Annotated in this window: 19 protein-coding genes; 9 read left to right on the top strand and 10 right to left on the bottom strand. The window is 34.7% G+C overall.

The genetic code is table 11. The features are described from left to right. The first annotated feature begins 73 nt into the window (after positions 1-73). On the top strand, positions 74-1,078 hold the full coding sequence (locus T335_RS21705; protein ID WP_051569315.1) for a polysaccharide deacetylase family protein: 1,005 nt from the start codon (positions 74-76) through the stop codon (positions 1,076-1,078). On the opposite strand, the gene T335_RS0113385 is transcribed toward T335_RS21705, so the two are convergent. Together T335_RS0113385 and T335_RS22515 are read right to left on the bottom strand one after the other, a co-directional pair. Continuing rightward, positions 1,065-1,280 (bottom strand): hypothetical protein, encoded by a 216-nt coding sequence (locus T335_RS0113385; RefSeq protein WP_026478004.1) that lies wholly within the window; start codon positions 1,278-1,280, stop codon positions 1,065-1,067. The genes T335_RS21705 and T335_RS0113385 overlap by 14 nt on opposite strands. Positions 1,281-1,393: 113 nt before the next feature. Further along, positions 1,394-1,537 (bottom strand): hypothetical protein, encoded by a 144-nt coding sequence (locus T335_RS22515; RefSeq protein WP_169735936.1) that lies wholly within the window; start codon positions 1,535-1,537, stop codon positions 1,394-1,396. Between the two features lie 291 nt (positions 1,538-1,828). On the opposite strand from T335_RS22515, the gene T335_RS0113375 reads away from it, so the two are divergent. Together T335_RS0113375 and T335_RS0113370 are read left to right on the top strand one after the other, a co-directional pair. After that, positions 1,829-2,035: a DUF1657 domain-containing protein gene (locus T335_RS0113375; protein ID WP_026478003.1), complete on the top strand. Its 207-nt coding sequence runs from the start codon at positions 1,829-1,831 to the stop codon at positions 2,033-2,035. 18 nt (positions 2,036-2,053) lie between these two features. Beyond that, complete coding sequence (locus T335_RS0113370) at positions 2,054-2,914, top strand: DUF421 domain-containing protein (RefSeq protein WP_026478002.1); 861 nt, start codon at positions 2,054-2,056, stop codon at positions 2,912-2,914. 159 nt (positions 2,915-3,073) lie between these two features. Here the strand turns inward: T335_RS0113370 and T335_RS0113365 are convergent, their stop codons facing one another. From T335_RS0113365 to spoVAC, 4 genes are read right to left on the bottom strand one after another with little or no spacing between them, the layout of a single operon-like run. Then, entirely contained in the window at positions 3,074-3,280 is a 207-nt protein-coding gene (locus tag T335_RS0113365; protein ID WP_026478001.1) for a DUF1657 domain-containing protein, read from the bottom strand. A 47-nt stretch (positions 3,281-3,327) separates the two neighbouring features. Continuing rightward, positions 3,328-3,681, bottom strand: coding sequence for a stage V sporulation protein AE (gene spoVAE / locus T335_RS0113360; RefSeq protein ID WP_026478000.1), 354 nt, complete (start codon positions 3,679-3,681; stop codon positions 3,328-3,330). Positions 3,682-3,693: 12 nt separating this feature from the next. Continuing rightward, positions 3,694-4,695, bottom strand: coding sequence for a stage V sporulation protein AD (spoVAD, locus tag T335_RS0113355; RefSeq protein WP_026477999.1), 1,002 nt, complete (start codon positions 4,693-4,695; stop codon positions 3,694-3,696). A gap of 11 nt (positions 4,696-4,706) precedes the next feature. Continuing rightward, positions 4,707-5,174 (bottom strand): stage V sporulation protein AC, encoded by a 468-nt coding sequence (gene spoVAC / locus T335_RS0113350; protein WP_026477998.1) that lies wholly within the window; start codon positions 5,172-5,174, stop codon positions 4,707-4,709. A 161-nt stretch (positions 5,175-5,335) separates the two neighbouring features. Between spoVAC and T335_RS20750 the strand changes: the two genes are divergently transcribed. Next, positions 5,336-6,148 carry an N-acetylmuramoyl-L-alanine amidase gene (locus T335_RS20750; protein ID WP_051569314.1) on the top strand — a complete coding sequence of 271 codons (813 nt, stop codon included), beginning with the start codon at positions 5,336-5,338 and terminating at the stop codon, positions 6,146-6,148. 14 nt (positions 6,149-6,162) lie between these two features. Here the strand turns inward: T335_RS20750 and T335_RS0113340 are convergent, their stop codons facing one another. Then, complete coding sequence (locus T335_RS0113340; RefSeq protein ID WP_026477997.1) at positions 6,163-6,663, bottom strand: MogA/MoaB family molybdenum cofactor biosynthesis protein; 501 nt, start codon at positions 6,661-6,663, stop codon at positions 6,163-6,165. A 290-nt stretch (positions 6,664-6,953) separates the two neighbouring features. On the opposite strand from T335_RS0113340, the gene T335_RS0113335 reads away from it, so the two are divergent. Next, positions 6,954-7,301: a phage holin family protein gene (locus T335_RS0113335; protein WP_026477996.1), complete on the top strand. Its 348-nt coding sequence runs from the start codon at positions 6,954-6,956 to the stop codon at positions 7,299-7,301. A 51-nt stretch (positions 7,302-7,352) separates the two neighbouring features. Here T335_RS0113335 and pflA read toward each other — a convergent pair whose 3' ends face one another. The 3 genes from pflA to T335_RS0113320 form a co-directional block, all read right to left on the bottom strand. Then, positions 7,353-8,099: a pyruvate formate-lyase-activating protein gene (gene pflA, locus T335_RS0113330; RefSeq protein WP_034328495.1), complete on the bottom strand. Its 747-nt coding sequence runs from the start codon at positions 8,097-8,099 to the stop codon at positions 7,353-7,355. Positions 8,100-8,129: 30 nt separating this feature from the next. Continuing rightward, complete coding sequence (gene pflB, locus T335_RS0113325) at positions 8,130-10,358, bottom strand: formate C-acetyltransferase (protein ID WP_026477994.1); 2,229 nt, start codon at positions 10,356-10,358, stop codon at positions 8,130-8,132. Positions 10,359-10,894: 536 nt separating this feature from the next. Then, positions 10,895-11,491 (bottom strand): hypothetical protein, encoded by a 597-nt coding sequence (locus T335_RS0113320; RefSeq protein ID WP_026477993.1) that lies wholly within the window; start codon positions 11,489-11,491, stop codon positions 10,895-10,897. A 476-nt stretch (positions 11,492-11,967) separates the two neighbouring features. On the opposite strand from T335_RS0113320, the gene spoIIAA reads away from it, so the two are divergent. The 4 genes from spoIIAA to T335_RS22320 all read left to right on the top strand — a co-directional run bounded on the left by spoIIAA (position 11,968) and on the right by T335_RS22320 (position 13,764). Further along, positions 11,968-12,303, top strand: coding sequence for an anti-sigma F factor antagonist (gene spoIIAA, locus T335_RS0113310; RefSeq protein WP_026477991.1), 336 nt, complete (start codon positions 11,968-11,970; stop codon positions 12,301-12,303). Positions 12,304-12,318: 15 nt separating this feature from the next. Beyond that, positions 12,319-12,756, top strand: a complete 438-nt coding sequence (spoIIAB, locus tag T335_RS0113305; protein ID WP_026477990.1) for an anti-sigma F factor — start codon at positions 12,319-12,321, stop codon at positions 12,754-12,756. A gap of 12 nt (positions 12,757-12,768) precedes the next feature. Beyond that, positions 12,769-13,539, top strand: a complete 771-nt coding sequence (sigF, locus tag T335_RS0113300) for an RNA polymerase sporulation sigma factor SigF (RefSeq protein WP_026477989.1) — start codon at positions 12,769-12,771, stop codon at positions 13,537-13,539. Positions 13,540-13,614: 75 nt separating this feature from the next. Beyond that, on the top strand, positions 13,615-13,764 hold the full coding sequence (locus T335_RS22320) for a hypothetical protein (protein WP_156943691.1): 150 nt from the start codon (positions 13,615-13,617) through the stop codon (positions 13,762-13,764). The last annotated feature ends 1 nt before the right edge of the window (position 13,765 follow it).

Raw genomic sequence — 13,765 nt, 5'->3', positions numbered from 1 at the left:
ACTATAACTTTTATTGTTATTTACCTGTATAATATAATTAGACATTTAAAAAGGGGACAGGAGAGATTACCAGATGAAAAAAATTATGAAAGTATTTTTTGGTTTGTTGATGGTGTTATTGTTGTTGGTAAGTGTATTTTCTTTTAGGGGTATTGCCCAAGGCTTTTTAGAGGATAGAGGAGTTCTACCTATCGTTGTAGAACCTGTAGGGGAAGTGCCGAGGGATAATAGCAACGGAAATAATATAGAAGATAATGAAAACAATAAAGGAGATGGGGGAAATTCTGAAATAGAAGGAGCAGGGGGCAATAATACGTCGGAGGGCCTTACAGATTCAAATAATCAAGAGGAAGAAGATACAATAAATAAAGATAATGGGAAAAAGAAGCCTGATGTAGAAGTTGGAAATAAGAAAGTATATCTTACTTTTGATGATGGACCAACTACGCTAACGCCAAAAGTGTTAGAAGTATTGAAGGAACATCACGTAAAAGCAACTTTTTTTATGATTGGACAGTTAATGGAACGTAGTGCTAGTAAGGTGTTAGAGGTTTATGATGAGGGACATTCCATCTTGCCTCATTCCTATAGTCATAATTATTCAATCTATACAACTTTCGCTACCTTTTATGAAGATTTTTACAAGGCAGAAGAAACATTTAAAGATATTTTAGGTTATGACCCACCGCCATTTTTTAGATTCCCTGGTGGCTCATCTAATCATAGTTCTTTTCAATTTGGAGGAAGACAATTTATGCCAAGGCTTACATTAGATGTGATCAGTAAAGGGTACTATTATGTCGATTGGAATGTTGATTCGGGTGACACTAGTAAGGACGCCAATAATCCCCAGAAACTACTAGATAATGTCATTAATGGATCAAAAGGTAAGGATGTTGTGGTTGTATTATTCCACGATACAGCAAGAAATACTGCAATGTTAGAGATTTTACCAGAGGTGATTAATTATTATATAGAAAACGGGTATGAATTTTTAACTTTTGAAGATATGACTAATGAAGATATTGAAGAATTAATAAACTTAAGATTAATAAACAGGCAAATTATAAGGGATTAATAAAAGAGCCATCCTTAAAGTTTTGAATTTCTTTTTGGATGGCTCTTTTACTTTTCTTACGATTAAATTTTTTATCACCTATCACTCCACAACCACGGGAAACCTCAGGCATACTTTTGTTAAGTTTGTTGGCTGATTTTATGAATGCTTCATTACCATTAAGCTTAATGGTTTCTTTTTTAAATTTCTTACTCTTAGACAATTAAATCCTCTCCTAACTATGATTTTTTTTTAAGACTTTACTTATTTTCAGCTTATAAAGAAAGTCTTCCTTTGAAGGATTAAAGGATGACTTTGACTGAAAATATTAAAAGTTTATTCTTCTTGCTCTTCTGCAATCCTTCTCATACAGTGAACCAATGTGTTAATTTTTCGATGGTGATTTATACAAGCACAGCACTTTCCATGTCTTTCGCAGTTAGTCTTTGGACATGAACAATTATCTTTATTGCAGGTCATTTTAAGCCCCCCTTTTTTCAAACTACTTTAATTTTACCATAAAACTTTATTGTAGAGAATTAGTTTATAAAAAAGTCTTCCTTCGGAAGATTTATCGGATGACTTTCTTGAAACTCATTACGTAAAGTTCTCTTATTTTAATAATAATTAAAGTCGAACTTTCCTATTCGTTATAAAAAAAGTTTATGATTCACTATATATAGGTAATACTTGCATAAGAAAATTGATAAAGGGACTAAAAGCGGGGAATATTAAAAGGGGTATATAAGATTTTTTTAAGGAGGAAAGAGAATGACTGTTATATCTCGAGTAAAACAAACCTATGCAACATTAAAGGGAGCAGATGCAACAATTAAAAATTATGCACTTCACCATCCTGACCCCCACGTGAAGGAAGTTTTTAATGAGAGCCATCGTAAAATGAAGTCAATTGTTATGGAACTAGAAGGAAGAATAGGAGAAATAGAAAAAGAAGAACCACAGTTTAAAGGATTTTAGTTAATAGGAGGTGAATATATGGAGGCTTGGCTAAACATTGCCCTAAGAACTATTGCTTTATTTTTAGCACTGATTTTGATTTCACCAATAATGGGAAGAAAATCGGTTTCTAGCATGACTTACTTTGATGTTGTGGCTGCAATCGTTCTAGGTGTCATGGGGGCCCTTGTGGCATTGGGTGTAATTGAAAGTGTACGTTTAGGCTTTACAGGAATCGCCCTTTGGTTTTTGGCAATAGGAGCCCTACAATTTTTCATTCAAAAATCTAAATGGGCCCACGATCACTTTTATGGAAAAGAGGTTGTTGTAATTAAGGAGGGTAAGGTTCTAGAAGAAAATCTTCATTCTGCTGGTTTAACTGGAGAGGAGTTATTATCTCAACTTCGTAGAAAGAATGTATTTGCTTTAGCTGATGTAGAATTTGCTGTAATGGAGGCCAATAGAGATATCACGGTTATGCCGAAAAGGGAAAAACAACCTTTAACCCCAAAGGATATGAGAATACAGGTAAGCAGCATAAAAGAACCCCAGACGGTTATGTTAGATGGTAAAATACTTGATGAACCCCTTGCATCATTGGGGTTAAATAAAGGTTGGTTAAGGACTGAGTTAAAGAAAATTGGAGTGGCAGAAGAACAAATATTCTTAGCTCAAGTTGATTCAATGGGGGAATTATATGTGGATGTTTTTAGCGATTCCTTGTTGTTACCGCAGCCATCAACGAAAGATCTATTAATGGCTACATTAGAGAAATTAGAAGCGGATTTTATTACTTATTCTACTGATACTGAAAATCCAACTTGGCAAAGGAAGTATGTTCAATTTGCAAAGGATATAAAAGTAATTAAAAAGAAATTAGAGCCCCATTTAAAGACATGATAATAGGAACCTATTGGTTAGGTTCCTATTATCTTTTCCTTATTTTTCTTTAAATTAAGCTAAAATTAATTATCAATCTCCTAACGTAAATCTATGTAGAAGGATTTATAGATAAAGCCTATCATAATTAATAGCATGATAGGCTTTTACGTATTATTGTTATTGCTGTCTAAATTGTGGCTCTTGTTGCATCACATAGTTTTGTCTATTCTTTAATGTTTCTAATGCATTATCAAGATTTTGAGCAATTTGTTGGAATTCTTGCTTTGCAGTTTGATCTTGAGTTTCTAGAGAAAAAGTTTTCATCATAGCAGATGTGCTTTGAAGACCAGCAATTGCTTGTTGTAATTGAGTACCTACTGTCATTTAAATCACCTCCTCCCATATAGGATAAAAATACAATAGAGTATTGTCTAGCCTTTAGGTTTAAATACTAGGGAAGCAATGAAGCCAAATATGATGGCAGCCGAGATACCAGCACTAGTAACCTCGAAAATGCCTGTTAGAACACCTATAATACCATTTTTTTCAGCTTCAGCTAAAGCACCTTTAACTAGGGAATTTCCAAAACTACTAATAGGGACTGTAGCACCTGCACCAGCAAATTTAACCAGGGGTTCATATAAACCAAGGCCCCCTAATATCGCTCCTGTAACAACTAATGTACACATCGTATGGGCAGGTGTAAGTTTAAAGACATCCATAAGAATTTGTCCGATAACACATATACCACCTCCAATGATGAAGGCCCAAATAAACTTTTCCAAAAGAATCCCTCCTTACATTTCCAATGAAACGGCATGGGCGATACAAGGAATACTTTCTTTTTGTTGATAGGACATTGGCGAAAGTAAAGCCCCGGTGGCAATAACAAGTATTCTCTTTAGTTCACCTTTTTTCATACGATTGATTAAATGACCATAAGTAACAGTAGCTGAGCAACCACAACCGCTTCCTCCCGCGAATACTGGTTGATCATCACGGTAAATAAGTAATCCACAATCAGTAAAAATTTTAGGCGGTATTTCAAGATTATGTTCTCTAAGTAGATCAGTAGCGATATGATGTCCTACTCTGCCTAAATCACCAGTAGCGATTAAATCATAGTGGGAAGGTTTTATATTTAATTCATGAAAGTGACGCTGAATTGTATCCACAGCTGCTGGTGCCATTGCGGAACCCATATTAAAGGGGTCAGATAAACCCATATCTATAACCCGACCAATGGTAGCAGATGTAATTCTCGGCCCATCACCTTCCTTTGCAACAAGGCCAGCCCCAGCACCTGTAACTGTCCATTGGGCAGTTGGAGGTTTTTGTGCTCCATATTCTGTTGGATATCGAAATTGTTTTTCTGCTGCTGCATTGTGGCTAGAAGCTGCAGCTAAAGCGTTCTCTGCAAAACCACTATCAACTAGTAAAGAAGCTAGCGCTAACCCTTCCATAGCACTGGAGCAAGCACCGAATAACCCCAAAAATGGTGCTCCCACGGTTCTAGCAGTAAAACTACTTGTAATAATTTGATTCATTAAATCTCCGCTAAGAAAAAATTGAATATCTTCCTTTTTCATTCCAACTTTTCGAATGGCGATCTCGCAGGCCTCTTCCATTAATCTTTTTTCAGCCTTTTCAAAACTATCCTGACCTAACCAGATATCTTCATGGAGTAGGTCGAAATCTTCTGCTAGGGGGCCTTGTCCTTCGAAGGGACCTCCAACAGCTCCAGAAGAAATTAGAACCGGTTTGTTCTCAAACACCCAAGTTTGATGTCCTTTTAACATGGCTGATCACCTTACCCTTTAACAATAATTTTAATTAATGCTACGACAAATGCAGAAAATACACCGTAGGCAATAACCGAACCAGCTAACTTAAACATATTACCTCCAACACCCAAAACATATCCTTCGCTTCGATGTTCGATGGCAGCAGATGCAACACTGTTGGCAAAACCAGTAACAGGTACAGCTGAACCAGCACCGGCCCATTGAGCAAGATGATCGTACATACCAAAACCTGTAAGTAGTACTGAAATGATGATTAGGGTAGCAACAGTAGGGTTTCCAGCTGTAACCTCGTCAAAGTTAAAATAGGTCATATACATCCATTGAAGACCTTGTCCAAATACGCAGATGGTTCCGCCAACAAAAAAGGCTCTGATAGAATTTAAAAAAACAGGGCGTTGAGGTTCCCGAGCCTTTGCAAATGCCTGATACTTTTGTTGGGTAGCAGTAAGATTTTTCTTTTTTTGACTAGACAATATATTCACCTTCTTGGGAAATGTAATTTTGTAGTACTACAATATTATTACCAGCTTCAATCTCGATATGCAGGTTGATGAAATTCTACAGGATGTAAAAAAATTGAAAAATGAACACCAATCTAATTATTAAGAATAGAATATTTTTAGGAGGTGGGAGTATGAAAATAGTTATAGATCCTGGTCATGGAGGACAAGATAGAAGTAATAGAGGACCGACTGGATATATTGAAGCTGATGGCGTTTTAGATATAGGAATAAAGTTGAGGGAGTTGTTAACTAAAGAAGGATATATTGTTAAGATGACAAGGGAAACAGACACAACAGTTAGTTTAAGTGAAAGGTCTAGAATAGCAAATGATTGGCAAGGTAATTTGTTTATAAGTCTTCATACAAATGCTGCTGCCAACCCTTCTGCTAATGGAATAGAAACCTTCCATAGCTATAATGGAATAGATGGAGACCGGTATAGAAAAGAAGCTAAGGGGGTAGCAGAGATTCTTCAAAAAAGGCTAGTTGCAGAAACTGGCTTAAGGGATCGAGGCGTAAAAACTAGATTGGTAACAGCGGCAGGATCATCTTTATATGGCAGGGATTATTATGCAGTTATACGAGCCACCAGGATGCCTTCATTAATTGTTGAGATGGGATTTCATTCAAATCCTGAAGAAGAAGCTTTGTTAAAAACCAATAGCTTTAGACAAAAATTAGCCGAGGGGATTTTAAAAGCCATAAAAGAGGCTTATCCACTTAATAGTAACGGTGGAAATGCTAATAATGATAATGTAGGTAGTGGCAGTGATGGGAAATTGACTTCAACATCAATGAGGGTAACAGTTGATGGAACCGGGGCAGTAGTAGAAGGATTTATGTTAGATGGCAGGTTTTATGTTCCTATAAGATTTTTAGAAGTCTATAATTATAATGTTAACTACAATGGAACAACTAAATCAATCATAATAAATAAAAAATAAGCCTTAAAATAGGCTTATTTTTTATGATGACCACCACATTCACCTTCTAAGCCTTTAAGAATCCCCACACCGTGGGAAAGGGCAGGAAGGATTATTTCTAAGCTTTCTTTAACCCCTTTAGGACTACCTGGAAGATTGATAATAAGGGTTTGTTTTCTGATTCCTGCAACTGCTCTAGAAAGCATAGCCTTTGGTGTAATAGAAAGGCTCTTCATTCGAATAGCCTCTGGAATACCAGGCACTAGTCTTTCAATTATATCTAGCGTAGCTTCGGGGGTAATATCCCTTGGAGAAAAGCCAGTACCGCCTGTGGTAAATACTAAATCTAACTTTAGTTCATCACACATATATCTCATCTTTTCTGAGAGTTGATCTCTTTCATCGGGAACAATTGCGTATTCTTTAACCACAGCTCCCATGTCCTTTAAAATTTCTTCAATTAGTGGCCCGCTGGTGTCAACTCTTTCTCCTCTAGAACCTTTATCACTAGCAGTAATGATACCTATTGTAACCATATAAACCATCCTTTCTAAAAATAATTCCATTAATGGGAAATTTGTCTTTACAGAATCATATAATTAGTATAGCATAGTATTTGGATATTAAATTATAAAATTTTTATAAGGAATTTTAAAGTTCTTCTATAATTATTTTTATATAAAGAACTTTATGTAATGAGTTTCAACATAAGCAGATAGCCAATTTAATTGGATTAAATTGTGTAAGTGCTTTGCTTCTTCATCTAAAGTCATCCTTTAAATCTTTATAAAGAAGACTTTTTTTCTAGGGGAATGGAGGTATGGGAATGAAATTTATCATCCGATGGTTTGTAAGTGCTGTATCAATCTATTCTATTGCCTATTTAATGGAGGGAATTAGTGTCAGTAGCTTCGAAGCAACTTTAATTGCTGCTGTCATTATAGGGTTAGTTAATACTTTTGTAAGACCAATTATTGTTTTTTTTACACTGCCGATTACAATTATGACATTAGGACTCTTTACCTTTGTCATTAATGCTGTTGTTCTAATGGCTACTGCCCATGTAGTGGATGGTTTGGTTGTAAGGGGATTTATTGATGCATTAATAGGTTCTATTTTAATTAGTATTGCTAACGTTATATTAAGCAGTATATTAGGAGTGAAGAAAAAATAAAGAAACCAGTAGGCCTATCACTAATGATAGTAGCCTACTGGTTTCTGTTATTTATGCAACAACGCTACCAATAACTTTAACACCTTTTTGATCCATTAACTTTGCCACCCTTAAAAGATCTTGGTCGGTTGCGTCCTTAATATCTTCTAAAGGATAAAGTTGATGGAGCTTTTTCCATTTAATTTTCCCCATAGAATGATAGGGGAGAAGCTCTACTTTTTTAACACTTTTTAAAGTGTTAATGAAGGCAGCCAATTCTTTGACATCCTCTGGAGAATCGGTTATCGTTGGTACGACAACGTGGCGAATCCACATATCTTTGTTAATTTCTGCTAGATACTTTGCAAATTCTAAGGTCTTTTTATTTTCCACACCTGTAAGCATAAGATGCTTTTCAGAATCAATATGCTTAATGTCTAATAAAACAAGGTCAACATATTCTAACAAGCCTTTTACACCGTCTAAATGAACAAAACCAGATGTATCTAAGCAAGTATGGATCCCTAAATTTTTTAGTTCCTTTAATAGGGCTGTCAGAAATTCTAACTGAAGGGTAGGCTCACCTCCACTTATGGTTACACCACCATTAGAGGACTTCATAAAGGGAATATATTTTTTTATATCATTGATTAATTCATCAACAGTTACTTCTTTACCATCTTTAAGGTTCCATGTATCACGGTTGTGACAATATTGGCACCTTAAAGGGCAACCTTGAAAGAATACAATATATCTGATTCCAGGGCCATCGACGGTACCAAAGGTTTCAACTGAATGAATCATTCCTTTTATTGACATCAGGTTCACCTACCTTTCTATATTTTAATTCTATACTTCTCCGTGGAAGGTTCTATTAATTACGTCTATTTGCTGCTCTTTAGTTAATTTAATAAAGTTAACGGCATATCCTGAAACCCTTACAGTTAATTGTGGGTATTTTTCTGGGTGTTCCATAGCATCTATTAAAGTTTCTTTTTCAAATACATTAATGTTAATGTGATGGCCACCTTGACCAAAATATCCGTCTAATAGAGAAGATAACACTTGAACTCTATTTTCCATTGTTTTTCCTAGGGCTTTAGGAATAATAGAGAAGGTATAGGAAATACCATCTAAAGCATGTTGGTAAGGTAACTTAGCTACGGAAGCAAGGGAAGCTAATGCACCTTTTTCATCTCTACCATGCATCGGGTTAGCACCAGGAGCAAAGGGTTCACCAGCTTTTCTGCCATCTGGTGTACTACCTGTTTTCTTACCATATACAACATTAGAAGTAATCGTAAGAACAGATTGAGTAGGGATCGAATCTCTATAGGTTTTATTTTTCTTAATGGCAGTCATAAAGTCTTCAACTAGCTCTTCAGCAATTCTGTCTACAACATCATCGTTATTACCGTACTTAGGGAAGTCTCCTTCAATCTCGTAGTCTACAGCAAGACCAGCTTCGTTTCTAATTACTTTAACTTTTGCATGTTTGATGGCACTAAAGGCATCAGCGCAAACAGATAAGCCTGCAATCCCGCATGCCATTGTTCTAACAATATCTCGATCATGTAGGGCCATCTGAATTCTTTCATAAGCATACTTGTCATGCATGTAATGAATCACATTCAATGTATTTACATATAGTTTTGCTAACCAATTTACGAAGGTATCGAACTTTTCTTTTACTTCTTCATAATTTAAAACATCAGCTTTGATAGGCTCAAATTTTGGACCAACTTGAATGCCAGTTTGCTCGTCTTTACCACCGTTAATAGCATAAAGTAGGGCTTTAGCTAGGTTGCATCGAGCGCCAAAGAACTGCATTTGCTTTCCAATTTTCATGGCAGATACGCAGCAGGCAATACCGTAATCGTCTCCCCAATACTCCCTCATTAAGTCATCATTTTCATACTGTAGAGAACTGGTATCTATTGAAACCTTAGAGCAGAAGGCTTTAAAGTTTTCAGGAAGACTAGTAGACCATAACACTGTTAAATTTGGCTCTGGGGCTGCCCCTAAATTATATAAAGTATTTAAAATACGGAAGGAAGTCTTTGTAACTAAAGTTCTCCCATCTAAGCCCATACCACCGATACATTCTGTTACCCATGTAGGGTCTCCGCTAAATAGCTCATTATAATCAGGTGTTCTTAAAAATCTTACCATTCTTAGTTTCATAACAAAGTGGTCGATCATTTCTTGAGCATCTACTTCTGATAGTTTTCCTTCAGCGATATCTTTTTCAATATAGATATCAAGGAAGGTAGATATACGCCCAATACTCATGGCAGCACCATTTTGTTCTTTTACAGCTGCTAAATAAGCAAAATATAACCATTGAATTGCTTCAAAAGCATTGGCAGCAGGCTTAGAAATGTCAAATCCATAAGCTAATGCCATTTCTTTTAGTTCATTTAGAGCTTTAATTTGTTCAGCTATTTCTTCTCTTAGTCTAATAATATCTTCCACCATCTGATCTACTTCTAGTGTAGATAATTGTTTTCTTTTATCTTCGATCAGATGGTCCACTCCATAAAGGGCAACTCTTCTGTAATCGCCAATAATTCTTCCTCTACCATAGGCATCAGGTAGTCCTGTAATGATACCAGCTTTTCTTGCAGCATACATTTCAGGCGTATAGGCATCGAATACACCGTCATTGTGGGTTTTACGATACTTGTTAAAGATTTCTGAAATTTGAGGGTTAAGTTGAAACCCGTAAGCCTCGCAAGATTTTTCCACCATACGAATACCTCCGTAGGGTAGAACTGCTCGTTTAAGGGGAGCATCTGTTTGAAGACCATATATTTTTTCAATCTTTTTATCAATATAACCTGGTTTATGGGAGATAATGCTTGAAATCGTATCAGCGTCAACATCTAAAGTGCCATTGTTTTTACGTTCCTCTTCCATTAAATGAGATACTTTTTTCCATAAGTCTTTTGTTTCTTCCGTGGGCCCCATAAGGAAAGAATCATCTCCATTATAGGGAGTATAATTTAGTTGAATAAAGTTTCTAACATCAATTTCTTTGGACCATTTACCTGTTTGAAAAATGTCAAATACCTTCATGAGATCACTCCTTTGTTTATATTAAATAGTTAATGAGTAAGTAGTAGAGAATAATTCTTAATTACTATCTAACCTTATTGTACCATAAAGATCCTGTATAGTGTATACAATATTCAATTTATTAAGGGATTTTAATGAATCTGAAAAATCAAAAAAATGTTATTTAATTAACAATAAGTATTTTAAAGGGATATAGGATAAAAAGAGGGTGAATTTTATTGTGAAAAACTATTGATTGTGATAAGAAAATTATACCCAAAGAGGAAGAAAAGTAATCTTTTGATATAATTCTAACAATTATAAAAGGTGCAATTATGTTATAAAGTATATTGAGAGGCCAGAGGCCAAAGAGCGTTGGATGGCAGACAGCTTTTCTTATGAGGGAAATAAAGATAATAAATTATGGCAAGAAAAAAAGTCACCCTATATCAAAGTGACTATTAAAATGAATTTATAAAGTAGATTAAATTAAATAAGTTAATTAGACTACTGAAATTAAAAAGAATACTGAATATAAAATGATTGTTAGCCCTTATTTAAGATAATGGTTTCACCTTATTTAATAAAAATGTTGTGAAGGCCTTTGCATCATCTTCTGTAAAATAATCACTTAAATGAAAGATTATATTATATCCACCTTGTTCTAGGTCTATTTTAGTATATATTTTATTTTGTTCTGGCGATATAAATACATAAGGGATATCATTATAACCATTAATACTCCAGAAATGATCCCCATCCATTTCACCACCTTTTACAGGTGAATATGTCAATTGGGCAATGATGGCTCCCTCGTAAAGGCCATATAAATTTTTCCCCACTCCCTCTTCATGACTTTTAATAAAATCGGGATCTTCGAAAGTTTCAATTAAATCCCCTTTATTTACGCCATAATAGATCACCATATCCGGTGGAAATGTTAAAAATGATAGGGCGTTGATTAAATGAACACGAAGTATCTCATATTCCGGATGAATAGGAATATTATAATCACCGTCATATTCATCCTTTAGCTCATTTTCAATGGTTTTTATATAGGAAAACCCTTCCTCATGGATAGTACCTTCATTAGACTGAGGGGTACAACCAACTGATAATAGTAGTACTAAAATAACGATACAAATTTTTCTCATATATTTCCCCCTTTCATGGATGAGTAAGTTATCTGCAATAATAAGTTATGTTTCTTTTAATTACTCAATTGAATTAGCTAACCTATAAATAGTTTTTTTATCTATAGATAGAGTCGCTTAATGATTTCCATTAATTATATAATATGACAAAATTAACAATGAAACAATAGTTAATTCAACGTATAAATAAAAAAAGGTTAAAGGTAATTTTGAAAAACAGAGTAACTAAATAATGATGGATATTTTCTTTTGTACCATTGAAAAGTTAGTAAAGAAACCAATTCCTTTTGGGAATACAACCAAACCCCCTTCCCACCCAAAAACAATCTTCCTAACCAGAAGTGTGTTTTTTTCATATTCGCAAAAACCTCCAAAACAAGACAAAACTAGTGTTTTTTCTATGAAGGAGATATTAAAAGAAAAAGAGAACTATATGCAAGTGAATATGAAATTATTACAGAAGAGGAGGGAACAAGTTGTTATTAAATTATGAAGTAATAGACAACAAATTAATTATCAAATTTGACGGTGAACTAGATCATCATGTGGCAGAAAATATCCGAGTAGAATTAGACGAAATGATTGAAAAAAAGAGGACTAAGCACCTTATCTTTAACCTAGCTGACTTAAGGTTTATGGATAGCTCGGGAATAGGGGTAATTATGGGTAGATATAAAAATATCTCTAAAATGGGTGGTAAAGTAGCAATTATAGAAGTACCAGAAAAGATTGATAAGATCTTTTCACTTTCGGGGTTATATCGAATTGTTGAGAAGTATGAAAATCTTACAGAAGCCCTCAATCGCTTGTAAAGGAGTGTTAAAATAATGGAATATAAAAACTATATGAAATTAGAATTTGACAGCAAATCACAGAATGAATCTTTTGCGAGGGTGGTAGTAGCTTCTTTTGCAGCTCAATTAGACCCTACATTAGAAGAAATCTCAGATATTAAGACTGCTGTTTCGGAAGCTGTAACAAATGCCATTATTCATGGTTATGAAGACAAAATGGGTGTAGTAACCCTAACTTGTAAAATACATAACAATGAATTAGAAATACTTGTAGAAGACAACGGTAGAGGAATTAACGATATTCCTCAAGCTATGGAGCCATTATTCACATCGAAACCTGAATTAGAACGTTCTGGGATGGGATTTACAGTGATGGAAACATTTATGGATCAAGTTTATGTATATTCTGAACCTGGAAAGGGAACTAGTATAAGGATGGTAAAAAAATTTAAAAGCCTCGTTGCAGAGTAAGGGGTAGATATTATGAATATTGCAGCGGTATCAGGGGAACAACTGGAAATATTAGAGCATGATGAAACTATGGAATTAGTTCATCGGGCACAACAGGGAGATGTGAAGGCTCAAGAATTGCTAGTGAGTCATAATTTAGGATTAGTAAGAAGTGTAATCAAGCGTTTTGCCAATAGGGGATATGAAAAGGAAGACTTATTTCAACTGGGGTGCATTGGTTTGATTAAAGCCATTAAAAAGTTTGATACAAGTTTTGATGTAAGATTTTCTACATATGCAGTTCCAATGATCGTAGGAGAAATTAAAAGATTTTTAAGGGATGATGGAATCATTAAAGTTTCTCGATCTTTAAAACAAACGGCTTCTAAAATTAAGTACTCTAAAGAGCGTTTAACGAGGGAATTGGGAAGGGAAGTTACATTACAAGAAATTTCTGATGATCTTAATATATCGAAGGAAGAATTGGTTATGGCACTAGATTCAAGTTCTCACCCAGAATATTTATATGATGTCATTCATCATGATGATGGTGCACCGATTCATTTAATGGATAAAATAAGTGAAACAGATTCACCTGATGATTCTGACGTGATTGATAAAATTCTTTTAAAAGACGTTATCGCAAAACTTGAACCTAGGGAAAGGCAGATCATTGTTTTAAGGTATTTTAAAGATAAGACTCAAACAGAAATAGCAGAGGTATTGGGAATATCCCAGGTTCAAGTATCTAGAATTGAAAAGAAAATATTAAAATCTATGAAGGATTTAATGAAGATGGCGTAGTCTATAGCCATCTTTTTTCTTTTAGGAATTAAATTGATAATTTCGCAAATAATACTCTTAAGGAAGGTGAAGAAAATGATTAAATATATTAACAAAAATAAGTGGACAATTCTTATTTTGGTGGCTTTTATTGCAGTTGGATCGTGGTACTTCTTAAATAGCAGAAAGATGTATGAAGAACCTGAAAAGGCAGATCTAGTGCTAATGGAGACCAACATTAGATAAG

Origin of the sequence: Alkaliphilus transvaalensis ATCC 700919 (assembly GCF_000621485.1) — a bacterium.
GTDB classification, from domain to species: domain Bacteria; phylum Bacillota; class Clostridia; order Peptostreptococcales; family Natronincolaceae; genus Alkaliphilus; species Alkaliphilus transvaalensis.
The sequence above is the reverse complement of the archived record's forward strand: the minus strand, read 5'-3'. Positions and strand labels throughout refer to the sequence as shown.

Excerpts from the sequence above, each read along its gene's own strand:
- T335_RS21705 (WP_051569315.1), top strand. The coding sequence starts at position 74 with ATGAAAAAAATTATGAAAGTATTTTTTGGTTTGTTGATGGTGTTATTG.
- T335_RS22515 (WP_169735936.1), bottom strand. The coding sequence starts at position 1,537 with ATGACCTGCAATAAAGATAATTGTTCATGTCCAAAGACTAACTGCGAA.
- T335_RS0113375 (WP_026478003.1), top strand. The coding sequence starts at position 1,829 with ATGACTGTTATATCTCGAGTAAAACAAACCTATGCAACATTAAAGGGA.
- T335_RS0113370 (WP_026478002.1), top strand. The coding sequence starts at position 2,054 with ATGGAGGCTTGGCTAAACATTGCCCTAAGAACTATTGCTTTATTTTTA.
- T335_RS0113365 (WP_026478001.1), bottom strand. The coding sequence starts at position 3,280 with ATGACAGTAGGTACTCAATTACAACAAGCAATTGCTGGTCTTCAAAGC.
- spoVAD (WP_026477999.1), bottom strand. The coding sequence starts at position 4,695 with ATGTTAAAAGGACATCAAACTTGGGTGTTTGAGAACAAACCGGTTCTA.
- T335_RS20750 (WP_051569314.1), top strand. The coding sequence starts at position 5,336 with ATGAAAATAGTTATAGATCCTGGTCATGGAGGACAAGATAGAAGTAAT.
- T335_RS0113340 (WP_026477997.1), bottom strand. The coding sequence starts at position 6,663 with ATGGTTACAATAGGTATCATTACTGCTAGTGATAAAGGTTCTAGAGGA.
- T335_RS0113335 (WP_026477996.1), top strand. The coding sequence starts at position 6,954 with ATGAAATTTATCATCCGATGGTTTGTAAGTGCTGTATCAATCTATTCT.
- pflA (WP_034328495.1), bottom strand. The coding sequence starts at position 8,099 with ATGTCAATAAAAGGAATGATTCATTCAGTTGAAACCTTTGGTACCGTC.
- pflB (WP_026477994.1), bottom strand. The coding sequence starts at position 10,358 with ATGAAGGTATTTGACATTTTTCAAACAGGTAAATGGTCCAAAGAAATT.
- T335_RS0113320 (WP_026477993.1), bottom strand. The coding sequence starts at position 11,491 with ATGAGAAAAATTTGTATCGTTATTTTAGTACTACTATTATCAGTTGGT.
- spoIIAB (WP_026477990.1), top strand. The coding sequence starts at position 12,319 with ATGGAATATAAAAACTATATGAAATTAGAATTTGACAGCAAATCACAG.
- sigF (WP_026477989.1), top strand. The coding sequence starts at position 12,769 with ATGAATATTGCAGCGGTATCAGGGGAACAACTGGAAATATTAGAGCAT.
- T335_RS22320 (WP_156943691.1), top strand. The coding sequence starts at position 13,615 with ATGATTAAATATATTAACAAAAATAAGTGGACAATTCTTATTTTGGTG.